We start from the raw sequence: 23,903 nt of genomic DNA on the forward strand, positions 1-23,903 counted from the left end.
TCTCATCTTCCTATCTCCTAGTCCCCTCACTCCCCACTCCTTTCTAAGATAAAAATCTAGTCAAAAATGTAAAGATTTGTTAAGATAATCTCACAAAACGTTCGGCTATTCCCACAACTGACCATTGCACGAGGGGTTAAGGATGAAAAAAACACATAAAAAAACATATTGGCAAACCTGTTTAGCTGGAATTCTAGCGCTTTTGGTTTGGGCGATCGCTCCAGCCGCCCATGCCTACAACAACCCAGAACTCTTACCCGACCTACCCACACCTATCATTGACCTAGGCCGCAACCTCACCGACACCCAAGAAAGCAACCTAGCTGACGACCTCACCCAATTTGAACAACAAACCGGCTGGAAACTGAGAGTCTTAACCCAATTCGATCAAACCCCTGGCCGCGCCGTCAAAGACTTCTGGGGACTCAACGATAAAAGCGTTCTCCTAATCGCCGATGCCAGAGGAGGAAACATCCTCAACTTCAGCGTTGGTGACGATGTCTATAGCCTGCTGCCCCGCACCTTCTGGATTGAACTCCAAACCCGCTACGGTAACCAATTCTTCGTCCGCGACAACGGCTCCGACCAATCCATCATTCAATCCCTCGAATCGATCAAAACCTGCCTTGTCCAAGGCGGATGCAACGTCGTTCCTGGACTTCCCAGAGAACAATGGATTCTCACCCTGATCACCTCCCTCGTTGGTGGAGTAATCTTTGGCTTTGCTGCCATTCCTCGCCAAAATGGGCAAATCTTTGCCTGGCAATGGGCCCTAATCTTCTCTCCCCTGTGGGGCATTCTATTTATTGCCTTCGGTATTGGCCCCGTTGTTTCTCGCACCAGTGAATGGTTACCCCTAGTTCGCAACATCATTGGATTTGCCCTAGGGGCCTTAGTTGCCTACCTCTCTCCCAGCTTTAACCAATCCGAAATCTCAGAAACCTAAACCAGAGTTGCCCAAACTGGTAAGCTAATACCGTAAGCATTCAGTGGTCAGTTCAGGGTAAACTCTACCCTACCCCTCTGAATACTCACTAGCTCACCTAAATCTTGGCTTGCTACTCGAATATGGAATGGCACATCACAGACGCTCTCAGTTTAGGAATCATTGACCGTGAAGTGGGTTCTCACCCTTTTTCACCAGCAGAATACGAAATTGTCCGTCGAGTGATCTACTCCACTGCCGATTTTGAGTACAAGTCCCTAATTCGCTTTTCTGACCAATCTCTTCAATCTGGGGCAGCGGCTTTAGCTGCCCGCACTACAATTGTGGTTGATGTTCCCATGGTACAAGTGGGCATTGCCAAATTAATTCAGGAGACTTTTGCCAATCCAGTCTATTGCAGCATGGAGACCCTCACCCGTCCCCAAAAGGAAAAAACCCAAGTGGCTTGGGGCGTGGAAACCTTAGCGAGACGATACCCAGAAGGGATATTTGTAATTGGTGAATCTCACACAGCTCTGGCTGCCTTAGTGGAATTAGTGGAAACAGAAGTGATTAAACCCGCTTTAATTGTGGGCGCACCAGCAGGTTTTGTGGAAGCAGATGTTACGAAGGGCCGCTTAAACGATTCTCAAGTTCCCCATATTCGCATTGAGGGACGTAAAGGGAGCGCGGTAGTTGCTTCAGCAATTATGAATGGGCTAGTAGACTTGGCGTGGCAAGCCTACGGGCAAGAGGTATAGTTGTTTTAATTTTGCGATTTGTTCTCGTCCAAGTTAATGTAGAGTCGGGCGGGTATAGATTTATTAAGTTGAAGATTTTTTATCAAGATCTAAACATTGTTATTGACATTTGAAAAGAAGGATTCACAGTGATCGCCACCTGTACAGATTAACAAAAGTTGCCAAGACCCACATTATGCTCTGAGATTTTAAGAGTTTTAGCAGATGTCTACTGAAAATAGAGCTAAAATGGAATGTTAAGGCGTGCCCTGACTCTTACAGCTTACATACTTCAGTACGAGAGGAACAGTAACACTGCCATGCAGTGGGTGGACAGGGAACCAGGATGCGAAGAACCCGACAGGTGGACATTAAAAGTAGTCATCCTTTAAAGAGTGTGTAATAACTCATCGGCGGAGTCCCTGGTGTCCCTGAGCAAACACATTATGCTGTAAGTAACTTGCACGCCTTTCACGATCGCAGGGTATGATAACGAAGATTTAACTCTTGTTGCTTCTCAACCATGCCGATTGATTTCCGTAATCTCAATATGCTCGCTGCTTCGATTTTGGTGGAAACCTTAGAGCGTTTGGGCTTAACTACGGTCATCATTTGTCCGGGATCTCGTTCAACTCCCTTAACGGTTGCGTTTGCTGCTCAAACTGGGATCGAAGCAATACCCATATTAGATGAGCGTTCGGCAGCGTTCTTTGCCTTGGGACAGGGGAAAAAATCAGGATTACCGACAGCTTTAGTCTGTACTTCGGGGACAGCAGCAGCTAATTTTTATCCGGCTGTCATTGAAGCAGCAGAAAGTCGAGTCCCTCTACTGTTGTTCACCAGCGATCGCCCTCCGGAATTGCGTCAAACCCATGCCGGGCAGACCATTGACCAAGTGAAGCTCTACGGAAATTATCCCACTTGGCAAACCGAATTGTGTTTACCACATGTGGATCATTTAACTTATCTGCGCCAGGCGATCGCCTATGGATGGGAACGTACCTTAAGTCCGATTCCTGGCCCCGTCCATGTTAATATTCCCTTTCGAGAACCCTTAGCGCCTACTCTGCAACTGGATTTAGGTATTCGTGAAGAACAATTCGATCGCGATAGCTTCTTTGGGTTTTTAAATCCCCATTCTCCCTCGGTATCGAGTATCGAAATCATGCCAGAAGTGGTGAAAACTTGGTGTAATTCTTTGTGCTCTTCCCGTGGCATCATTATTGCAGGAGTCGCTGCCCCCCACAAACCAGAAGCTTATGTAGAGGCGATCGCCCATTTAGCCAAAACCCTCAACTTTCCTGTCCTGGCAGAAGGATTATCCCCCGTTCGCAATTATGCCCATCTGAATCCTTATATTATCTCCACCTACGATCTGATACTACGCAATCCTGAAATTGCCCAAGAATTAGCCCCCGATGTGGTGATTCAAATTGGCGATTTCCCAACCAGTAAAGCATTAAGAAAATGGCTCAAGGGATGTAATCCGCGTCAGTGGATTATCGATCCAAGCTATCAGAATCTCGATCCGCTGCACAACAAAACTCAATTTTGGCGCTGTTCTATTGAACAATTATCCCATTTTCTGCCAGAGCAACCCTCTGAAGCAAACCCCTATTTAGAGCGCTGGTGTGCCTTAGAGCATTGGGGGCGATCGCACTTAGATCGACTCTTAGACAATATTGAAGATTTATTTGAACCCAAAGCCGCTTGGTTACTTTCTCAAATTCTGCCCGAACAGACTCCTATTTTCATTTCTAACAGTATGCCGGTGCGAGATGTGGAATGGTTTTGGACTCCCAACTCCTTAAAAGGGCATCCCTATTTTAATCGTGGAGCCAATGGCATTGATGGCATTCTCTCCACTGCCTTAGGAATTGCCCATCGCCATCAGCAACCCAGCGTTTTACTCACAGGAGATTTAGCCCTCTTGCATGATACCAATGGCTTCCTGGTGCGTCGCCATTTCCAAGGTCATTTAACGATTATTGTCATGAACAACAATGGGGGCGGAATTTTTGAGAATTTACCGATTTCCCAATATAATCCCCCCTTTGAAGAATTCTTTGGTACGCCTCAATCCATTAACTTTGCCCACTTATGCCAGACTTACGAGATTGAGCATCATCGAGTTGAAACTTGGGATGGGTTTGAGTATTATGTATCCCGATTACCAGCTCAGGGCATTCGTGTCTTGGAAATTGCTTGCGATCGCCATTTGGATGCTCAATGGCGTAAGCAAATATTCACAGATTTACACCTTCAAGCTTAGGGGAAACTCAAAACTGGGTTTTTTAAATATTGCGATCGCTCTATTCCTCTACAGGCAGTTTAAACTTAGAGTATTGATCCACCCAATTTCAGCTCCTAGAGTAGACCTGAACGCATACAGGGTCTAAACCATTAGCTTCCCTTCAACAAGATTATGCTCAATCGGAATTCTTCATCTCCCAAGGTTTATCATAATGTGATCGAATTATTAGTCACTGAAGAGGTTCAAGAACAACTCAAGAAAGTTCCTCATAATTTGCAGCCCTACATTGAGCCAGTTGAGGTGGCAACTTATGCTCTCAATCGTTTACCTGCATTATACGCTTCGAGTGAAGAGGGCCAAAAGCGGCAATTAAAATATGCTCGCCAACAGTTACAGGAGCAAATTACCCTCGCTGTGCGCCAAGGTATTATGGCGGTTCAACGCGATCCGATTAGGAATTCTACCCCCCTTTCTTGGATCAGTGACGATCGCTTGGAAGCGGCTCAACGGGCATTGGAGGCGTTACGATTAGTTTTAAATCGCCCTGATTTGTCTTGGGAGACCTTAGTTCCTGTCGTGCGTCAGGCTTTGTATAAGGCGGCTCGGAAACAGAAACACTAATGGGTTAGAAAAAAATGGGGGAGAGGTGCAAAAGCGAGATTAGGGTATGGAGAGATCGCTGAAGCGATCGGTTCGATTATCGCCCTGGGTCACACTCAGGTTAAGATCGGTTTGGCTCAAAAGTAGCAAATCATGACTGAACAACAAACGGTTCCTTACGGCTATTATGCGGCGAAGGAAGCCTACAGTACCTTAGACTGGCGACTGGGCAATGTTCTTGAAGAGGTTCCCGTTGCTCCTTCGACCTTTTGGGATCGCCAAATTCAATATAATCAGCTCGATCTGCATCCGATGTCCTGCACTCTATTTGCGGCCACTGGGGCAATTTCGGATTTAACCGGGTATCGATTTAGTCTGGCTGAGTTTGGGCAATTGATTCAAGAAGCCCGACGCTACGGGTTTTCGGATACTCAGGGATGGTATATTAATCAGGCGGTGGACTTGTTGCGTCGATGGTGGAATAACCGTCGAGAAGCCCTTGTTTCTTATCGAGTCGATATGACCGGCGTGCAACTGGGTTCAGTTCTGGGTAAAGGCTATAGTGTGGTCACTGGTTATCGAGGGAGTGCCCAATATAATGCGGATTTTAATGCCGATGGATTTTTGGATCAAACCTCATTTAGCGATCGCACCTATGGCCATGCAGTGCGGATGACCCAAGACCGCAAAAATCCCAGTTATGCCAGGGTGATGATCGATAATTATTATGGAGTCCAACGGTTTAATAACTATCGTGTCAGAGTTGCCGATATCGGCCCTCTGGTAGAAAACGGTGTGTTTTATTATTCTGGCTATATGTTTGCAACGGAGAAGAAGCGTATGTTTAGAGATGTATTTCCGGATGGTAGAAGTCGATGGTACTATGACGCTTTGGAATGGGCAGTCAAAGAAAACCTGATTAGTGGTTACCAAGATGGAACCTTTCGACCCAATCAATTGGTCACCCGAGCAGAAATGGTGGTGATGCTCAAGCGACTCTATGACAAAATTTCCAGAGAGCAATAGACGCACTGGTCAAAAGCCAAAAGGCAATGGAAGACAACCCAGTTAATCCATGAACCTGATGCTAGTCATTTCTATACCTAGAACCAAAATTCTTAAAATAAGCTGAAGCTAGGGTTTGAAGATCGAACCCTTTTTTGATCCAGAAAGAAATAGTATTATTGCCAACGTTTATCGCGAAAAAAACTACGGAAAGACATTAAAAAAAAACGGGGATCATTGCCAGGATAGGGTTTGCAGTTTTTGAAAAAATCGGTTATGGTGTCAACAATGGAACCCAATTTAGCTAGAGTCTGTAGGACTTAAACCTGTTATGGCAGAAGTCTTGACCAATTGTGAGGAGATATAATGCATATTTTTTGGAGAGCTATTCAAATAACGGGTATAAGTCTGACTACTGTCCTAGTCATAGTGGGCTTACTCCAGTGGGAGAAGTGGGCATGGTCTGCCAGCGACACAAAAACCATGGCCCAACATCAACCCCAAGAAGAAGATCGAGCTTCCAGTTATACAACTTCCAGTAATATAAGTAGTTCAGTAGAGTCTAAATCAACAGCGAATTGGGTAGCTACCAACACCAATCCCCAAACGGGGTCGCTCCTTCCTCCCCATTTACATGAAAACTGGAGTGAGGTAGCGTTAAATCCCTCTAAGGAAACTCAAGTTCGAGACTTGGAATACTGTGTGATTAGTATGGCCCAATTGTCTACAAACAAGTCTCCATTATATGTGCTATCTAGTCCAAGAAAAGATGGGGCGATCGTGGGAGAATTAGAAACCGGAAGATGGCTCAGTATTATGAATGCGACTGACCAATGGTTTGAAATTATTGATCCCACCAAAGGCTGGGTACACCGATCGGATGTTGATAGTAGTTGTAATGAAAAAGTAGAGCGGGTAAACCTAGGGTCACATCAATCTTCAATACGGATTAAAGACCGTATGGTTGGAGTAGGAGTCCACCGCTATATCGTCCATCTGCCCCCTGGAAAAACTTTAAATTTGAAAAACTTAGAAGGGACGATCCCCAGAGTAGTCGATCCTCGTGGGGAACTTTTGACTCAATCATGGGAGACCTCTGAGGAGGGTTTTCCAGAGTGGATCGTACAGCCGATGGAATCGGCAGACTACACGATCGAAGTGGTCTCCCATGATTCTGAGTTAGAGTATTCCTTCTCGGTGGAAATCACTCCCCTTCAGGAATATGCTCAGATACTCAGTCGTTGATAGACTTGATCCAGGTTTCTCAGATGCTGATGGGGGTCGAAGCAAGCGTTAATCTCTTCTGGAGAAAGGGATTGAGTGACCTGGGGATGTTGACTAATCAGAGTCCGAAAGTCTCCCTCTGGATTATTCCAGGCTTGGTGGGCACTTTCTTGGACAATTTTATAGGCTTCTTCGCGCTGTAGACCTTTTTCTACGAGGGCTAAGAGGACTCGTTGGGAGAAGATCACCCCGCCATAAACGTTCATGTTACGCTTCATGTTTTCAGGGTAGACTAAGAGACCTTTCACCAGGTTGATGATTTCACGCATCATAAAGTGAGTCAAAATACAAGCATCTGGGAGAACAACTCGCTCTACGGAACTGTGGGAAATATCGCGCTCGTGCCACAGGGCCACGTTTTCTAAGCTGGCGATCGCATGGCCTCGGATAATTCTGGCTAAACCGGTGAGCCGTTCTGAGCGAATGGGATTGCGTTTATGGGGCATGGCAGAAGACCCCTTTTGCCCTTTCGCAAAGTATTCTTCTACTTCTAGAACATCGGTGCGCTGGAGGTTGCGAATTTCGACGGCAAACCGTTCAATGGAGGCGGTCAGCAGGGCCAGGGTTTGCAGATATTCCGCATGGCGATCGCGGGAAATGACTTGAGTTGAGGCACAATCGGGTTGTAATCCCAACTTTTGACACGCTAACTCTTCTACTTTGGGGTCAATATTGGCATAAGTTCCCACTGCGCCAGAAATTTTACCAACGGCAATTTGGGACTGGAGACGACAAAGGCGATCGCGATGACGCAGAACTTCCGCTAACCATCCCGCTAACTTAAAGCCAAATGTCATGGGTTCGGCATGAATTCCATGCGATCGCCCCACCATTACCGTATCTCGATGTTGGCCGGCTTGATAGCGAATTGCTTGCACCAATTCTTCTACCTGATGTTGGATCAAATCCAAACTAGCCACCATTTGCAGGGCCAAAGCCGTATCCAAGACATCTGAACTGGTTAATCCCAAATGGATATAGCGCCCAGCATCCCCTACATACTCATTGACATTGGTCAAAAAGGCAATCACATCATGACGGACTTCGGCTTCTATTTCTAGCACTCTGTTGAGATCAAATTTGGCTTTCGCTTTGATCTCTTCCACGGCCTGGGCTGGAATATAACCGAGTTCAGCTTGCGCTTCGCAGACCGCAATTTCAACTTGTAACCAAGTCTTTAGCTTAAAGTCATCCGTCCAAATTTCGCCCATTTCGGGCAGAGTATAACGCTCAATCACAGCTTGTGTAGCAGAAGTACAACCGACCTATTTTACCCTTGAAGGGCCGTTTGTGATGATCCGGTTGAATGGATGTGCTAACTTTAAGGACAAGATTGATCCATCTGTCAACCTTGTGGCTTTATTTCTCCTTCTCTACTTCTCCCCAATCCTCTAAATGGTTTGGCAAGCAACGTCTCAATATCTCAAACGCCTTCCCTTACGCCTGGTTTTAGTCGTTCCTTTTGTCGTGCAAATCTGTGCCACTGTGGGATTAGTCGGTTATCTGTCCTATCGCACTGGACAAGAAGCGGTACAAGATTTAGCCGATCAATTAATGACGGAAATTGGCGATCGCGTCGATAGTCATTTGCGCGTCCATCTTGAGTTACCCCATCTGATCAATCAAACCAATGCCGAAGCCATTCGTTTAAACATTCTCAATCTCAATTTCCCCAGACTCCTAGAACGGCAATTTTGGCAACAAACTCAAGTCTTTAATTCCGTCACTTTTATCTATTTTGGCAATCCTAGAGGCGGTCTAATCTTTTCCGGGAAAGGAGACAATGGTCAGTCGATTATCCGCGTAACCGAAAACTTGGTTAGCGGGAATTATTATAAATATTCTGTCGATAGCAAAGGCGATCGAAAAGAACTTTTAGAGACCACAACTTATGATGCTAGAGAGCGTCCTTGGTTTAAGGCTGCACAACTGGCTAAAGAGCCAGTTTGGAGTGACATTTATCTGTTTTTCTCGACCCAAAGTTTAGGGTTAACAGCCAGTCAGCCGGTTTATGATAACCAAGGTGACTTTCAAGGCGTTTTAGGCGTTGATTTATCCTTATCTACTATTAGTCAATTCCTGCAAGACTTAAATATCGGTCAATCGGGGCAAATTTTTATCATGGAGCGCAATGGAGAATTGGTCGCTTCGTCCAATCCAGGGCAAGTCCTTTTCGTCTCCCAATCTAAAGAACAAATTAGAGCCAAGGAAAGTGAGGACATAATCATCAAAAATACCGCACTTTTTCTGGAAGAGGAATTTGGCAATCTTTACAACATTGACCGGCCTCAGAAGCTCGAATTCGATCGAGACAATAATCCCAAATTTCTACAGGTTTCCCCCCTTAAAGATGCCTATGGCTTAGATTGGCTGATTGTAGTCGTTGTGCCAGAATCTGATTTCATGGGCCAGATTCACGACAATACAAAAAATACGGTTGTTTTATGCGCGATCGCTTTACTGATAGCCGTTATTATTGGCATATTAACTGCTCGCTGGGTCACCTATCCCATTTTTGCCTTAAATCGTTCCGCCCAAGCCCTTGCTGCTGGCAATTGGGACTCTCCAGAATTACCCGATCGCTCTGATGAATTAGGACAACTCGCTCTTTCTTTTCATACCATGGCTGAGGAGCTAATTAAAACCTTCTCTATTCTAGACCAAAGTAATAAGGAATTAGAACAGCGTGTTGAAGAAAGAACGGTATCATTAACCACCGCCGAAGCCGAGTTAAGAGGCTTATTTGAAGCGATGACTGAACTTATTTTAGTCTTTAATCGCCAGGGAGATTATGAAAAAATAATTTCCGGCAGTGATGATTTTTTGATACATAGTAGGGAGGTTTTACTCAACCAAAATATTCGGGAGTTTATGGAGCCAGAATTAGTCAATTGGCACTTAGAAAAAATTTCTAAAGTCCTGGAAACAGGAAAAACCCATCGAGTGGAATATCAGATGGTCGTTCGAGGAAAGCAACGCTGGTTTGCGGCTAATGTTTCTCCAGTTTCCGATCAATCTGTGATCTGGGTTGTTCGAGACATAACTCCCCAAAAAGAAGCTCAAGTAGCCTTGGAAAATGCTCTAGCTTTGCAGAAAGCAGTCTTAGAATCTATTGCTGATGGCGTGATAGCGGTTGATCAGTCGGATCGAATTATTGCTTATAATAATCAATTTATCAAAATGTGGAAAATCCCCCCGGAACTTTTAGCCTCTCAAAATGTGCAAGAACAACGCAATTTTTTGGCGCAGCAAGTGGAAGATCCGGTGGCATTCCTCAAACGTCAACGAGAAATGGTTGAGAATCCAAAAGCCGAAGGTACGGGCATTATTCCGTTTAAGGATGGTCGAGTTTTTGAGCAATTTTCTCGTCCTCAGAAAGTTGGCAATCAAATTATGGGACGGGTGTGGGGGTTTCGAGATGTTACGGAGCGCAAGCAAGCAGAAGAAGCCCTCAGACAGGAAAAAGAGCGGTCAGAAAAGCTACTATTGAATATTTTACCCGAGGCGATCGCCGATCAGTTAAAACAAGATCAAAGCTCTTTAGCGGAAGATTTTGAATCGGTGACGATTTTATTTGCTGATATTGTTGGATTTACACCTTTAGCTGCTCAAGTTCAACCCATTCAACTGGTGGATATGCTCAATCAAGTCTTTTCAACTTTTGACCAACTGACGGAAACCTATGGGCTGGAAAAAATTAAAACCATTGGTGATGCGTATATGGTAGCGGGAGGATTGCCCGATCCCATGCCCAATCACTTGGATGTTATGGCTAGGATGGCCTTATCCATGCAAGCGTATATGGGTCAATTTTACACGCCCATGGGGGATAATTTCCAAATCCGGATTGGGATGCATACGGGTTCGGTGATTGCGGGGGTGATTGGGAAAAAGAAATTTATCTATGATTTATGGGGAGATACGGTGAATGTGGCTTCCCGTATGGAGTCGTCTGGAGAACCTGGTAAAATCCAAGTGACTGAAGTGGTTTATGAAGTTTTAAAAGAGCAATATATTTTAGAGAAACGGGGTAAAATCCGGGTTAAAGGAAAAGGGGAAATGGATACTTACTGGTTGGTTTCGCGTAAACCGACGTTCAGATAATGAAGTCGTACTCTTAAGAAAAGCGTCTCATTCCCTTTGTAAAATAGGCTAAACAAAAAGTAGTGAGTCCAGCCATCCCCATAACGTTGAAGGGTCTATTCAATAATAAAAGGATCATGCCGAGTAGTAGAATGCTACTGAATATATATCGACGTTTGAGGAACATGGTTAAACTCACCTTAATTTAATGGACTAACCGAGTAAAGCATCAAATTCAGCTTTTAAGGCTTTGACATCCGCTAGTCTAGCTACCAGTAGGTTATCATTGCCTGCCCGATCTAAGCGCTCTTTCCAATGCTGAATCCCTTCCGCGTTGTTCATCCAGTAATGGATAACGGTATCGACAACTTCATCCAATTCCCAACCCCTAGAGGGAGGAACGGGTTCGACAGATTGCAGAAATGCGTCCAGGGTACATTCATAAGTGGCAACATACTCAGCGCCTTTGCGAGGATCTTCTATAGCTCTCTCTTGTTGATGATTGAAGAAATGTAAGATGGGTGAAACCCCCAAAATGTTAAAGGTATAATTCACCGACTCTCCTCCTGAATCTTAGGGTGCGATCGCGCTTCAATAGCGGATAGACTTGACTATAATCGGCGATCGCCTGCTTTTAAGTAACTAATTGTACGAATTTTGGATCGATCTTGCCACTTTATGTTAAGATCCATAAAATGTAACCTTTGGAGAGGTGGCAGAGTGGTTGAATGCGGCACACTCGAAATGTGTTAACAGTTAATAGCTGTTCGGGGGTTCGAATCCCTTCCTCTCCGTCTTCTTTCTCATAACCATTGTCGATCCCTTAGAGCTAGGCGCTATGATTGGTTCGTTACTTTATGAACTGAATCCTTCCCGTGTCGTCAAAATTGACACACAATTCAAGCAGAGCTAAACGCTCCAACGAGTCTGTTGTTTGCTCTCCTTATCTCCCCATAACAGGCTTGGCGCTGTAAAACGCACCCCACATCAGAAAAACTAACTCACAGCAAATCCATTATAGGGACGCATAGACGGTGCATGATAAGCCAAAACAATGCGATCTTTTCGGATTCCCCGTTCTGTCAGTTCATTGGCAACTCCCACTTCAGTTCCATCATACTCAATCCAAATTTTTCCATCTTTAATATCAATATGAATCAAAGCACCATAAACGCGCCGTTTGTTCATCCATCCCGTCCGCACGACTTGATAGCGATCGCGCTCTAGATCAAAGACAACGCCAATTTCTACCTCCCCAAAGATCGGTTGAACTTGACTATGACAAAGTAAAATCTCTTGAACAATTTGACGATAGGTTTCTATTTTATCCATTGCAGAATACCTGTATTTTCAACATCGTAAATGAGCAAATGTAGTTGATATTCCCGGACTCCTTCTTCAATAAATCTGAGACGAAAGAATTCATCATAGGTTTGATGGGGTACGGCCAAATACAGGGTACGTGATGGATCTTGTACTCTCAGAGCGCGTCGATAATTGAGATATTGACCGACGGCTGTGTGAAATTCAGAAATGGCAGAGGGGTTAATGAAACTCTTCACCTCTACAGCAATTTTCTCGCGATCTCGTTCAGCCGCCAAGAGGAGTTCAGCACCCAAGTCAATTTGCATTTGTACCTCTCCATAATCAAGAGGAAATGGATCGTGGGTAATCAGCCACCCTTGAGCAACCAAGGCATCTTTGACCACAGAGTGGAAAATATCTCTAGCCATAGCATGATACAAGCCTTATTCTTGGAGCTTCCTCTATTTTAGAGTGATTTGCCCTAAATCGAGCCGCTCACTTCATCCAATGAAGTCCATTCCAGGGTATCCCCCAATTGTTCCCCCGTGTGGTAGGCAGCCAGGAGAATTTCTGAAGTTTTTCCCCAAGCAATTTGACCAGTTTTATCAATACCGATCGCACCTAAATCCCGTTTATTAGCTTTGGATTCGGTCATGGTTTTTTCAAAAGCAGCCCCTAAAGACAGTCCATCAGTGACGCGCACTACAATGCGAGCCGCAATACATTCATTAATAATATCTTCGCCAATACCTGTACAACTAATTCCAGCATCAGAGGTGGCATAATTGCCGGCAGGCATGGCAGAATCACTAACACGCCCAATATATTCAAATCCTTTGCCACCGGTGGAGGTTCCAGCGGCAATTTTTCCTTGGTTATCGAGGGCAACTACACCAATCGTTCCAGTCCCCGGAGCAGGACTAGCCAGCACATTCGCCATACTACGGCTAAAGTTATCTTTACGGTCTTGTAACCATTCATTTAAGCGCAAATCCGTTAGGGGATTATGAATGGGGAGTTGTAATTCTCGCACCAATTCCATGGCTCCGACATCGGAGAGAATGCGATCGCTTTTGTCTTGCAGAACTTTAGCTAAATCAACGGGATTTTTGACCCGCGAAACGTTGATTACACCGCTAAAGGTTTGCGTTTCTCCCTCCATCAGGGAGGCACTCATGCGAATTTGACCATCTGATTGCAAGACGGAACCCGTTCCAGCATTGTAACGAGGATCGTCTTCGAGCAGACGACAACCTTGAATCACGGCTTCTAAGGCAGGCGTGCCCGCTTCTAAAGTGGCGTATACTTGTTTGAGAATTTCATAAAGGGATTGGCGGACGGCTTCAACGCCTCCTTTTCCTTGTAGGGAACTGCCTGCACCTCCATGAATGATCAGTTTGGGTTGGTGAGTGGAATTAGTCATAAGTCAATGAGGATAGTATAGGGAGATAGAGGGATGGGGAGATAGGGGGATGGGGAAATAGGGGGAATAACATTCAGAGTTCTTTAATTTTGTCCGTCCCCGCTTCTGTGTGTCTCCGCGTCTGGAGCATTTCTCCATTCCCCACTCTACCGCTTAACACTCTGGCGATCGCGGCGACAGCGTTCGGAACAGTATTTGACCTCATCCCAACATTTAGCCCATTTCTTGCGCCAAGTAAAGGGGCGATGACAAACTGGGCAGATTTTGGTTGGCAGATCGGATTTTAATCGTTGGCGAGCCATGGTAAGTTGACAGTAAAGTTTTTTTTATTCATTGTAGGGATAACTTAGCCTTGTGTATTAACGGATGAACGATCGCCCCAAGCTCTCAGCGATTAAAATTGTTTTAGTCGAGCCATCTGGCCCCTTAAATGTGGGATCGATCGCCCGTATCATGAAAAATATGGGCTTAAGTCAATTGGTATTAGTTAATCCTCAATGCGATCTTCAGAGTCCAGAAGCCAAACAAATGGCAGTTCATGCTCAGGAAATCTTGAGTTCTGCCCAGGTGGTGGATTCTCTACCCGAAGCCTTGCAGAATTGTCAAAAAGTAGCAGCGACGATGGGACGCACCATCAGTTTACCAACAGCACTGGAAACCCCCAATACTTTAGTTCCTTGGCTTCTTAGTGGTGAAAGCGCCCTCATATTTGGCCGAGAAGACCGGGGGTTAACGAATGAAGAGCTGAATTTAGCACAACGTTTTGTGCAAATTCCCTCTCATCCCGTCTATCCTTCTCTGAATTTAGCTCAATCGGTCGCCATTTGCTGCTATGAACTGTATCGGTGTACCCTGGAAACGCAGACAGAAGAGGTTAATTCTAGCGCGTCCAATCTTGCCTCACGGCAGGTTCTAGAAGCCTATTACGATCACTTAGAATCTCTGTTATTGGAGATTGGTTATTTGTATCCCCATACCGCTAATCGACGGATGGAAAAACTGAAACGGTTTTATAATCGTGCTTATCCGACAGAAGCAGACGTGGCGATGCTCCGGGGAATACTCTCTCAGGTACAATGGGCGATCTCCAACGCTTCCCCATCCAAGGGTTCATCGTAGAATAATCAAAGCACAGAAATCTTGCGATCGGAGGCGAAACTAACCCACTCGATGCGAGGTCTGAGTCAGTAAAGTCTGCAACAATCTAATGGATATTTTGGTGGGTTCATTTACAGTTATGATCCGTGTGATAAGGAGTCGTTGATGGCGAAATCAGGAGCAAGAAAGGGAGTGGACCGCACTCAACGTCTCGGATCTGGTCAAGGGAAAACTCATTTACCAAAACAGGGATCGAGTCGGTATCACGGGAGAATGTCTTTGCCAAAGCAAGGAAAACCGACGTTGAAACGGAGGCGGCGATCGCCACTGCAACAGGTACTGTTATCGGTATTAGATAAAATTTTACCCGGAGGCAAGCGTGATTCTACTGCTCCAGTGAAGCGTTCGAGGGAAACAGGGCGATCGCCACAATCCCATGCTGCACAACCGATTCCCCCCTTGAAAGTCGAGAGCGATCCCTTAATCTCCCCTGTGCGTTGGGGTTCCCAGAAACCGCAACGGAAATCGCCCCTGAGAAAGGGAGAAGCCTCTTCAGCCCAGATCCCCAAGGCTCTTTCTCGTCAGCGTTCGCCCGATCCCAAAAGTTTGAGTGGGATCAAGGCAGAGCAAGGTAAGAAGGATAAGGTGCGATCGCACCGCAACCGTCGGAATCGCACCTTAAACCGCCCAAAACCTACTCCAGTCTCGCCTTTGATGTATGCAACGCGATTTTTAATTTTGGGGGTGGGGATCTGTGCGATCGCGGGAACTCTACTCTCAGCCTCCGATCCCGAAAGTATGACGTTTTGGGGACTGAAGTTAGCCTCTACCGATACCCTCTTGAATCATGCTGGAGAAAACACGGATGCCGATGTGAGTGATACCACAGATGCCTTGTTGCGGGAAAATCTTTCTCGTCAATATCCCTCACCAACGAATCCCCAAGCACTCTATTTAGAAACGGAGTTGACAGCGCTCAAAAATCAGATTCAAGCCTTAGCCAGTCAAAGCCCTGAGTTTAAACCTGGAGTATTTGTTTTAGATTTAGATACGGCCGGTTATGTTGATATGCAGGGGACACTGGCTTTTTCCTCTGCAAGTACCATTAAACTCCCCATTTTATTAGCCTTCTTTCAAGCTGTAGATGCCGGTACCATTCGACTCGATGAAACCTTAACCCTCAAAGAAGTCCATCGTGCTGGAGGATCGGGGAGTTTGCAATACGATCCCGTAGGCAGTGAATATACAGCCCTAGAAGTGGCAACTTGGATGATGACTATTAGTGATAACACTGCTACAAATATCATTATTGAGCGCTTAGGAGGGATGGTACAGGTTAATCAGAGCTTTAGCCGTTGGGGACTTCAGCAAACAGTTCTGCGGGATTGGTTACCGGATTTAGACGGTAAAAATACCACATCACCCCGTGAGTTGGCCCAGGTGATGGCGATGATACATCAGGGGGATGTCGTGTCTTTGAAATCCCGCGATCGCATGATTGATATTATGCGCCAAACCGAAACCAGCGTTCTCCTCGAACAAGGCTTAGGAGCAGGAGCCACGATTGCCCATAAAACCGGTGATATTGGTAAACTCTTAGGCGATGTCGGTCTCATCGATCTACCCAGTGGCAAACGGTACATTGCCGCCGTTTTAGTCGAACGCCCCCATAATGATTATGGTGCAGCCAATCTGATTGGTGACATTTCCCACCTAGCCTACGAACACATGCAAGCGCCCCCCGTAACCCCCAGTGTTAACCCTGGGACATTAGAAGAACTCCCCGTTGAGTTTCCCGAAGCCACGGCTCGGCGCTATCGGTAATCTTCCTGCTATATTGCCTATTCCCTAGGGCGAAGCGCTATAACTGGGAATCACACAATGTAGGGGCAAAAAATCTTTCGCCCCTCCAAATACCTAATCTTCTTTAGGAATAAAGTTCAAAGCTGCTGAATTCATACAATAGCGTAACCCAGTTGGCGCAGGGCCATCGGGAAAGACATGGCCAAGATGGGCATCACAAGCAGCACACAGAACTTCAGTACGCTTCATGAACAAGCTCCAATCCGCTTTGGTGGCAATATGTTCTTCCTGACTAGGGGCCCAAAAACTAGGCCAACCCGTACCCGAATCATATTTAGTCTCTGAGGTAAACAATTCTGTCCCGCAACAGATGCATTGGTAGGTTCCGGGTTTTTTGTTGTCATGGTAAGCACCGGTAAATGCCCGTTCTGTACCCTTCTTGCGGGTGACCTTGAATTGCTCAGGACTCAATTGGGCCATCCATTCGGCTTCGGATTTAGAGATTTTTTCCACTGGCTTCACCATACAGGATAATAGGGTTAAGATTCCATTTTGATCCTAATCACTTTTGCCTGATTGCACTAGGTGAGGATTACCCGATCGCACCCCATTCGTCAACCGTTCTGTAAAACTTATAGTCATTTTTGGTGATCGCTCAAAGCTAGATTTAGTCTGTTGTTCACTCCTCCATTCCCCCAAGGAGAGCGCAAAGCGCTGTAAGTTTAAGTTCCGATGGTAATAGCCAAGACCAATTGGTCAACTGTCCTGAGGGCGATCGCCTCAACCCGTCTTTACAGAACCTTTTACCTCCGGTTGGCTTGAACCTGCGTTAAAAGTGGCACGGTCTGAACCCCATTGAATACGCAATTAGGCGAGAGTACAGATATCAACTCAGACCGGAGCATCAGGGTTATGCAACGCCAACTTCTATCCATCACCACTCTATTGTTCAGTTTAACCACCTGCCTGCCTCTCAAGGCTCAAACTCTGCCCTCAGAACAGCAATTTTCTCCACAAACCATCCGCGCTCGACTGGAAACGATTGATACTACCCCCAAAACGGCTGAATACTATGAAGGCTTTAATGAAGGCTTCAATGAAGGATTTGAAGCTGGTTTAGCTGCCAAAAAAGCCAATCAACCTAACCAAAATAATTATCAGATGTTGATGAATTCTAATCCTCGCCCCCTGATCCAAGGATGGGCAGAAGGCTATGTTAAGGGCTACGAAGAAGGCTATGAATATGGCGATCCGATACGCTAGGGAGTAGGGAGTGAGAACACAGTTGACGGTTGAGAGTTGATCGTTAATAATTGAGTGTTAACGCTCTCCCATCTTCCTCGTCCTCCCCATCTGCGCGTCCCCATTCTCCAATTTCCTATGACCTCTGTGTTACCTTCCAACTCAACCTGGTATCACCACAACCGACGGGTCTTAATGGAAGGAATCGAACGCATCCAAACGATTCTAGAATATTTTCAAGAAAACCAACACACCCTCTTACTAGAACCGGTAATGTGGCCCATCGATTCTAGTCTGGATTCCCTACAAAATCACTTTGGTCTCTCTAGTTTTGAGCTAGATATTCTGCTCTTATGTGCGGGATGCGAACTCAATTCTGCCATCAGTCAAATCTGTGCAGAAATCCGGGGAAATGCTAATCTCAATTCTCCCAGCTTAATGTTAGCTTTGGCTGCTTTACCCGACTCAAACTTAAATGTGGTCTCCCCCGATCGCCCTTTGCTCGGTTGGCAACTCATTACTCTAGACTCCCATGTTACTCTCACCCAAGCGTCGCTCAAACTCGACCCTCGTATTCTCTGCTATCTTCTGGGAGAACAACCCATCGATTCCGCTTTGCAAGGGATAGTTAGATCCGGGTTCAATTCTCAGAGAATGGTTTTAGCAGATTCTCATAACGCTATTGTTGAAAAAATCCTCAGTTCTTGGATCAATCACGACGGGAGATTAGACCTTCCTGTATGGCAACTGTATGGTTCAGATATCCAAACCATTTATCAAATTGCTGGGGCGATCGCCGAACAAGCCAATTTTGATTTACAAGTGCTATCCGTCCAGAGTTTACCCTCCGAAATCAGAGAGCTGGATCGGTTACAACTCCTTTGGGAACGGGAGAGCTTGTTAGGAGAGCGTATTTTATTCATTGATGCCTATGATTTTTCTTCAGACAATCCAGCCCGCTATCAGGCGCTCAAGCATTGTATAGAATCAATTAAAACCCCCTTAATTATTGGCTCTCAAGACCGCTATTCCAGTCAACGACGCACCCTAATTACCTATCCCATCCCCCCCCTCACCTATGACGAACGCAAACACCTTTGGCAAGAACATCTAGGGGATCTCGCTCCCCAACTGAATGGTCAATTAGAGCGCCTAGCCGGTCAATTTTATGTCAACGTGAATACCATTCAAGCAGCTACCCAACAGATTTTGCATAGCGCCCCCACGGAACCCGATCGCCTCAGTCAAGCCTTATGGAATATTTGTCGGTTGCAAGCACGACCTCGTTTAGAAGAAGTCGCGCAGTATATTCACCCCAAAGCCTCTTGGGAAGATCTCGTGTTACCGGAGGGTCTGAAATCGATGTTACAAGAAATGGCCGCCCACTTGCGCCAACGGGTGAAGGTACAGGAAGAATGGGGCTTTCGAGCCAAAAATAGTCGCGGTTTGGGCTTGAGTGCCTTATTTGCTGGGGGGAGTGGAACCGGTAAAACCATGGCGGCGGAGGTGTTGGGCCATGAGTTAGAATTGGATATCTTTCGCATTGATATTAGTGCAGTTACGAGTAAATATATCGGTGAAACTGAAAAGAATTTACAGCAAATTTTTGATGCGGCGGAAGTGGGCGGGACAATTTTACTCTTTGATGAGGCAGATGCATTGTTTGGCAAACGGACTGAAGTTAAGGATAGCCGCGATCGCTACGCCAATATCGAAGTCAGTTATCTCCTGCAACGGATGGAAGCCTATCAAGGACTAGCCATCCTCACCACCAACCTCAAAGATTCCATCGATCAGGCCTTTTTACGTCGCATTCCCTTTGTTCTCAACTTCCCCTTTCCCAACAAAGAAGCACGAGCCGAAATCTGGCGGCGAGTCTTTCCCCAAAAAACGCCCACAGACGGCTTAAACTACGAACGCCTCGCCCAACTCAACGTCACCGGAGGCAACATTCGCAGCATTGCCCTCAATGCCGCAGTTCTTGCTGCCGATGCAGACGAACCCGTACGCATGGAACATATTTTCAGCGCTACCCAAACCGAATACATTAAATTAGGTGCATTGCTCACCAGTTCCGAAACCAGAGGTTGGTTTAAGTCCAGTTAACGGCAGCGCCAGCAAAGAAATGGCATCATTAAGAAAGACCCTAAATGAATTGTGGATACTCAAATCCTGAGTACGACAAGTAGGGGCGAAAAATTTTTCGCCCCTACTGCCTTTTGCCTAGTCCGTTCATGTCCGCCATAGCAGAAAGCGCCATCATTTTTATACGCGATCATCATCAACCCCTATGCCTACCTATACCGGAATCTCTAGCGAAGCCTTCCGTCATCCCCTAGACTGGGAAGCTGAACAAACCTTACGCAGTTTCCCTGGATTTGATTTACTCGCTCGTAAGTTTGTAGAATTTCTTGCTGAACGTCCGCAGTATATTTACTCGATGGGTAACTACGTCCAAGTCGGGCCGCGCCAGTATTCAACGATTTACCAACTGTTTCGGGAAGCGGTCCGCGATCTAGATGTTTCCCCTGAACCGGGTTTATTTGTCTCTCAAAATGCTCAAGTCAATAGTTATGCTTTAGGCCAGGATAATCCGTTTATTGTGATTAATACAGGTTTATTAGATTTGATGACTGAAGGGGAGATTAAAACTGTCCTTGCCCACGAACTCGGTCATATTAAGTGCGGCCACACCATTTTAATTCAGATGGCCATTTGGGTAATGAGTGCAGCAGAGGCGATCGGCCAAATGACCTTTGGCTTAAGCAATGTAGTCATTAGTATCAGTCTGCTCTATGCCTTTTATGAATGGCGACGCAAAGCTGAATTATCCTCAGATCGTGCGGCTCTGTTAGTAACTGACGACTTACCCCTTGTCATGAATACCATGATGAAAATGGCAGGCGGATCGAGTAAATACGGGCATGAAGTTAACCTGCAAGAATTTATTCGCCAATCTCAAAGCTATCAAGACCTCGATCGCGATAATCTCAATCAAGTTTATAAATTTCTTCTGTACAATGGGGGTCAGGGAACCTTCTTAAGTCATCCTTTCCCCGTTGACCGGCTCCACTATCTGCAAGCCTGGTATGATTCTCCAGAGTATGCCCAGATTCGTCAAGGGAATTATCGCCAACAAACTGCCGAAGGATCTGTCAATGTAGACTCCCAAGAACCCCAGTCTAGCCAAACTGAAGCTGAAGAGCTACGTCATCAACTTGAAGAGTTACAACAAGAAATTGAGCGACTCAAAACCCAAAAACAGAATAACTCTAGCAACCGTCAAGGCGGTTAGGACTTTCTTAAATGCTCAAGTCTAGCACCCATAAACGATTGCCGATTCGATTGCCATGTCACTGGTGATTCTGGTTGTTGAAGATGATTTGGGAACACGCCTCGCTATTCAAGACTATTTAGAACAGGGGGGCTATTCGGTGATCCTAGCGGCACATGGAAAAGAAGCCCTGCAACAGGTTGAACAATATCATCCCTATTTAATCGTCACAGATATTGCCATGCCCTTGATGGATGGCTATGAATTGGTGCGACAAATCCGTAAAAAACCTGAATTTCGTCTTTTACCTGTAGTTTTCTTGACGGCTCGCACTGCCATGGAAGACCGCATTCGCGGCTATCAGCTAGGATGTGATGTTTATTTACCTAAACCCTTTGAACTCGAAGAGCTAGGGGCAGTGGTGCGGAATTTAATCGAACGCTATTCGTTAATGATGCAGGCAACGTCTAAAGCCCCTAATCTAGCACTTCCTTCTCCTCCAGAACCAGCGATCCAAAAGGTTATGTCTTCCGATCTGGCTCTGACAGAACGAGAATGGGATGTGTTGCATTTACTCACCAGTGGCTTATCCAATGTACAAATTGGCCAGAGTTTACACCTGAGTCCACGAACGATTGAAAAATATGTGAGTAGCTTATTGCGCAAAACCTTAACCAATAACCGAGCGGAATTGGTTCACTATGCCATGCAACACCGGTTGATTGAATAGGGGGTACTTTGCGCTAGGGAGTAGTGAGGATGGGGAGACACTCCAGACATGGAGAATTAGGGATTACCCATAATTTTTAATTATTGATTCAGATAACAATCCCTCACAAGCATCCATAAGCAAATCAATCACTTGATTAAACCCTTCTGGACCACCATAATAGGGGTCTGGAACTTCAGAAATATTGGGGTGACGAGTGCAGAACTCACACATTAAGCGCACTTTATCTTTGTAGCGATCGCCCTCGTCTAAATACAGAATATTACGATAGTTTTCCTTGTCCATTGCCAGGATCAAGTCAAATTCTTCAAAGTCTTCCTTCTTGAACTGACGCGCTCTTCCCTTAAGCTCAATGCCTTGTTCCGCTGCTGCGGCTGCCATTCTTCGGTCTGGATAGCTGCCAATATGATAGGCACTTGTGCCAGCCGAATCACAAACCATTTTCTCTTCTAAACCCTGTTGGGCGATCAAATGATTCATGATATTCTCGGCAGAAGGCGATCGACAAATATTGCCTAGACAAACAAATAACAGCTTATACGGCATTCTCTTTACAGCAGTTCTATCGAGTAACGACAAAAGGGGGTTATGGCGATCTGTTCCCTCGAAGATCCCAGAGCCATCAACCCCTAATGGAAAATTATCACATGCCCGGCAGATTTAAACCTTCCGTCAAAGCTTCCATCCTTTCTTTCATAGTCGTTGTAGACTTATTGTAAGCATCCTTCATCGCTGCGGTAACCAAGTCTGAGACCACATCCGCCCCTTCTCCCAAAACTTCAGGGGCAATGGTTACGCGCTGGGGATTTTGGTTGCCATTCATGACAACTTTGACAAGTCCACCGCCCGCTTCACCCTCAACTTCGAGTTGCTCTAGCTCTTCTTGGAGTTGCTTTGCGCCCTCTTGAACCTGTTGAGCTTTCTTGAATGCTTCGGTCAGCTCTTTCATTTTTCCTAAACCGAAGCCAAATCCCTGTCCTTTTGACATAATTGATTACTCTAATGGTGGTTGTTCTGCTTTCCTACGCTATTCTACCCACAGTTGGCTCAGGCATAACCAAAACCGACCTAAAAAACTTGAGTTTGGCCGAGTTGGAACCTAAACCCCTGGGGGCTTTCCATTACTGGTTAAAATTTCCTACAATTTTCACTTCGGGTTTCAATCGGATCGACCATCGCCGATCTACTTGTTCCTGAACATAGTGAATCAACTGATAAATATCACTGGCTGTTGCCCGGCCACAGTTGAGGATAAAGTTGGCATGGAGTTCAGAAACTTGTGCATCTCCAATTTTATAGCCCTTCAACCCAGCTTGTTCAATCAGTCGAGCTGCTTTTTGGGGTTCAGGATTGCGGAATACACTACCACAACTGGGTAGGTGATAGGGTTGGGTGGCGTGACGTTGATGGAGATGGGTATTGGTGGTTGTGATGATGGCTTGGGGATCGTGGGTGGGCTTGAGTTGAAATCGAGCCTGAGTTACGGTGTAGTTAGATCCTTGTAGGATAGAGCTGCGGTAACTATATTCCAGGTCAGCTTTCATCAAGGTTTGGTGAACTCCATTACCAGCGATCACTTGAATATCCGTGAGGATATCGGCCATACAGCTTTTGTGGGCCCCAGCATTCATGACTACCGCGCCACCGACAGTTCCTGGAATCCCGATCGCCCATTCAAGTCCAGACCACCCTCGACGAGCCACTTGTCGAGCTAGATAGGCTAAGGATACTCCCGCATCTACCCTCACTTGGGCGTTTTGGTCATCATACTCAATATTCCGCAGGTTGCGAGTCCCGATTACCAGTCCAGGTAATCCATCATCACTGATTAATAGGTTTGATCCTGCCCCAATTGTAGTTACAGGTAGGGATTTGCTTTTCGCCCAAGCTAAACTCGTGAGTAATTCTGATTCTGATTGAGGAGCTACATACCATTGAGCTGGCCCACCCACGCGAAATGAGGTTAACCCAGCTAGGGACACATGGCTTTGAATCATACTCGGTTGAGCAATCATAACCTCTGTCGGTTTAAGTTTCATGCCTTCAGGAGAAATCTGAGTGAGGCCACAAGCACTTTTGAGTTTAGGGGGATCGTAGGAAATTGTCATTGGTTTTCATCAATGGTGTATGGGCAGGT

At 45.8% G+C, this 23,903-nt stretch carries 23 protein-coding genes and 1 tRNA gene; 14 read left to right on the top strand and 10 right to left on the bottom strand.

Features of this window, described 5'->3' with window-relative positions; translation table 11 throughout:
* Window positions 1–142 precede the first annotated feature (142 nt).
* The 6 genes from PN466_RS04175 (at window position 143) to PN466_RS04200 (ending at window position 6,769) form a co-directional block, all read left to right on the top strand.
* Window positions 143–946: a TPM domain-containing protein gene (locus tag PN466_RS04175; RefSeq protein ID WP_271937222.1), complete on the top strand. Its 804-nt coding sequence runs from the start codon at window positions 143–145 to the stop codon at window positions 944–946.
* Window positions 947–1,068: 122 nt separating this feature from the next.
* Window positions 1,069–1,686: a precorrin-8X methylmutase gene (locus tag PN466_RS04180; protein WP_271937224.1), complete on the top strand. Its 618-nt coding sequence runs from the start codon at window positions 1,069–1,071 to the stop codon at window positions 1,684–1,686.
* A gap of 502 nt (window positions 1,687–2,188) precedes the next feature.
* Complete coding sequence (menD, locus tag PN466_RS04185) at window positions 2,189–3,937, top strand: 2-succinyl-5-enolpyruvyl-6-hydroxy-3-cyclohexene-1-carboxylic-acid synthase (protein WP_271937225.1); 1,749 nt, start codon at window positions 2,189–2,191, stop codon at window positions 3,935–3,937.
* 153 nt (window positions 3,938–4,090) lie between these two features.
* Window positions 4,091–4,540, top strand: coding sequence for a late competence development ComFB family protein (locus tag PN466_RS04190; protein ID WP_271937226.1), 450 nt, complete (start codon window positions 4,091–4,093; stop codon window positions 4,538–4,540).
* Window positions 4,541–4,672: 132 nt separating this feature from the next.
* Window positions 4,673–5,545, top strand: a complete 873-nt coding sequence (locus tag PN466_RS04195) for an S-layer homology domain-containing protein (RefSeq protein WP_271937228.1) — start codon at window positions 4,673–4,675, stop codon at window positions 5,543–5,545.
* A 345-nt stretch (window positions 5,546–5,890) separates the two neighbouring features.
* Window positions 5,891–6,769, top strand: coding sequence for a hypothetical protein (locus PN466_RS04200; protein ID WP_271937229.1), 879 nt, complete (start codon window positions 5,891–5,893; stop codon window positions 6,767–6,769).
* Here the strand turns inward: PN466_RS04200 and purB are convergent.
* Complete coding sequence (gene purB, locus PN466_RS04205; RefSeq protein WP_271937230.1) at window positions 6,751–8,046, bottom strand: adenylosuccinate lyase; 1,296 nt, start codon at window positions 8,044–8,046, stop codon at window positions 6,751–6,753. The genes PN466_RS04200 and purB overlap by 19 nt on opposite strands.
* A 157-nt stretch (window positions 8,047–8,203) precedes the next feature.
* Between purB and PN466_RS04210 the strand changes: the two genes are divergently transcribed.
* The gene (locus PN466_RS04210) at window positions 8,204–10,912 is read left to right on the top strand and encodes an adenylate/guanylate cyclase domain-containing protein (RefSeq protein ID WP_271937232.1); all 2,709 of its coding nucleotides are present in this window, start codon (window positions 8,204–8,206) and stop codon (window positions 10,910–10,912) included.
* 192 nt (window positions 10,913–11,104) lie between these two features.
* Here the strand turns inward: PN466_RS04210 and PN466_RS04215 are convergent, their stop codons facing one another.
* Window positions 11,105–11,446: a hypothetical protein gene (locus tag PN466_RS04215; protein WP_271937234.1), complete on the bottom strand. Its 342-nt coding sequence runs from the start codon at window positions 11,444–11,446 to the stop codon at window positions 11,105–11,107.
* A gap of 151 nt (window positions 11,447–11,597) precedes the next feature.
* Between PN466_RS04215 and PN466_RS04220 the strand changes: the two genes are divergently transcribed.
* Window positions 11,598–11,685: transfer RNA gene (locus tag PN466_RS04220), tRNA-Ser, on the top strand.
* Between the two features lie 202 nt (window positions 11,686–11,887).
* Here PN466_RS04220 and PN466_RS04225 read toward each other — a convergent pair.
* From PN466_RS04225 to PN466_RS04240, 4 genes are all read right to left on the bottom strand, one after another.
* On the bottom strand, window positions 11,888–12,223 hold the full coding sequence (locus PN466_RS04225) for a XisI protein (protein ID WP_271937235.1): 336 nt from the start codon (window positions 12,221–12,223) through the stop codon (window positions 11,888–11,890).
* Complete coding sequence (locus PN466_RS04230; RefSeq protein ID WP_271937237.1) at window positions 12,211–12,624, bottom strand: element excision factor XisH family protein; 414 nt, start codon at window positions 12,622–12,624, stop codon at window positions 12,211–12,213. Before PN466_RS04230 ends, PN466_RS04225 begins: the two co-directional genes overlap by 13 nt.
* Window positions 12,625–12,677: 53 nt before the next feature.
* Window positions 12,678–13,619 (bottom strand): isoaspartyl peptidase/L-asparaginase, encoded by a 942-nt coding sequence (locus PN466_RS04235; RefSeq protein WP_271937239.1) that lies wholly within the window; start codon window positions 13,617–13,619, stop codon window positions 12,678–12,680.
* A gap of 146 nt (window positions 13,620–13,765) precedes the next feature.
* A complete protein-coding gene (locus PN466_RS04240) occupies window positions 13,766–13,921 on the bottom strand; it encodes a DUF2256 domain-containing protein (RefSeq protein ID WP_271937241.1) in 156 nt (51 codons plus the stop codon).
* Window positions 13,922–13,985: 64 nt separating this feature from the next.
* Between PN466_RS04240 and PN466_RS04245 the strand changes: the two genes are divergently transcribed.
* Window positions 13,986–14,738: an RNA methyltransferase gene (locus PN466_RS04245; RefSeq protein ID WP_271937243.1), complete on the top strand. Its 753-nt coding sequence runs from the start codon at window positions 13,986–13,988 to the stop codon at window positions 14,736–14,738.
* Between the two features lie 252 nt (window positions 14,739–14,990).
* Complete coding sequence (locus PN466_RS04250) at window positions 14,991–16,541, top strand: serine hydrolase (protein ID WP_271937245.1); 1,551 nt, start codon at window positions 14,991–14,993, stop codon at window positions 16,539–16,541.
* Window positions 16,542–16,634: 93 nt separating this feature from the next.
* Here PN466_RS04250 and msrB read toward each other — a convergent pair whose 3' ends face one another.
* Window positions 16,635–17,045, bottom strand: a complete 411-nt coding sequence (msrB, locus tag PN466_RS04255; RefSeq protein WP_271937247.1) for a peptide-methionine (R)-S-oxide reductase MsrB — start codon at window positions 17,043–17,045, stop codon at window positions 16,635–16,637.
* Between the two features lie 387 nt (window positions 17,046–17,432).
* Here msrB and PN466_RS04260 point away from each other — a divergent pair, with 387 nt between their 5' ends.
* The 4 genes from PN466_RS04260 (at window position 17,433) to PN466_RS04275 (ending at window position 21,766) form a co-directional block, all read left to right on the top strand.
* On the top strand, window positions 17,433–17,783 hold the full coding sequence (locus PN466_RS04260; RefSeq protein ID WP_271937249.1) for a hypothetical protein: 351 nt from the start codon (window positions 17,433–17,435) through the stop codon (window positions 17,781–17,783).
* 54 nt (window positions 17,784–17,837) lie between these two features.
* A complete protein-coding gene (locus tag PN466_RS04265; protein WP_271937251.1) occupies window positions 17,838–19,868 on the top strand; it encodes an ATP-binding protein in 2,031 nt (676 codons plus the stop codon).
* 184 nt (window positions 19,869–20,052) lie between these two features.
* Window positions 20,053–21,057: a M48 family metallopeptidase gene (locus PN466_RS04270; RefSeq protein WP_271937252.1), complete on the top strand. Its 1,005-nt coding sequence runs from the start codon at window positions 20,053–20,055 to the stop codon at window positions 21,055–21,057.
* Between the two features lie 55 nt (window positions 21,058–21,112).
* On the top strand, window positions 21,113–21,766 hold the full coding sequence (locus tag PN466_RS04275) for a response regulator transcription factor (RefSeq protein ID WP_271937254.1): 654 nt from the start codon (window positions 21,113–21,115) through the stop codon (window positions 21,764–21,766).
* 63 nt (window positions 21,767–21,829) lie between these two features.
* Here PN466_RS04275 and PN466_RS04280 read toward each other — a convergent pair whose 3' ends face one another.
* From PN466_RS04280 to murB, 3 genes are all read right to left on the bottom strand, one after another.
* Window positions 21,830–22,312, bottom strand: a complete 483-nt coding sequence (locus PN466_RS04280) for a low molecular weight protein-tyrosine-phosphatase (protein ID WP_271937256.1) — start codon at window positions 22,310–22,312, stop codon at window positions 21,830–21,832.
* 97 nt (window positions 22,313–22,409) lie between these two features.
* Window positions 22,410–22,757 carry a YbaB/EbfC family nucleoid-associated protein gene (locus PN466_RS04285; protein ID WP_313898530.1) on the bottom strand — a complete coding sequence of 116 codons (348 nt, stop codon included), beginning with the start codon at window positions 22,755–22,757 and terminating at the stop codon, window positions 22,410–22,412.
* 130 nt (window positions 22,758–22,887) lie between these two features.
* A complete protein-coding gene (murB, locus tag PN466_RS04290; RefSeq protein ID WP_278002981.1) occupies window positions 22,888–23,874 on the bottom strand; it encodes a UDP-N-acetylmuramate dehydrogenase in 987 nt (328 codons plus the stop codon).
* Window positions 23,875–23,903 lie beyond the last annotated feature (29 nt).

Source organism: Roseofilum reptotaenium CS-1145 (assembly GCF_028330985.1).
GTDB lineage: Bacteria > Cyanobacteriota > Cyanobacteriia > Cyanobacteriales > Desertifilaceae > Roseofilum > Roseofilum reptotaenium.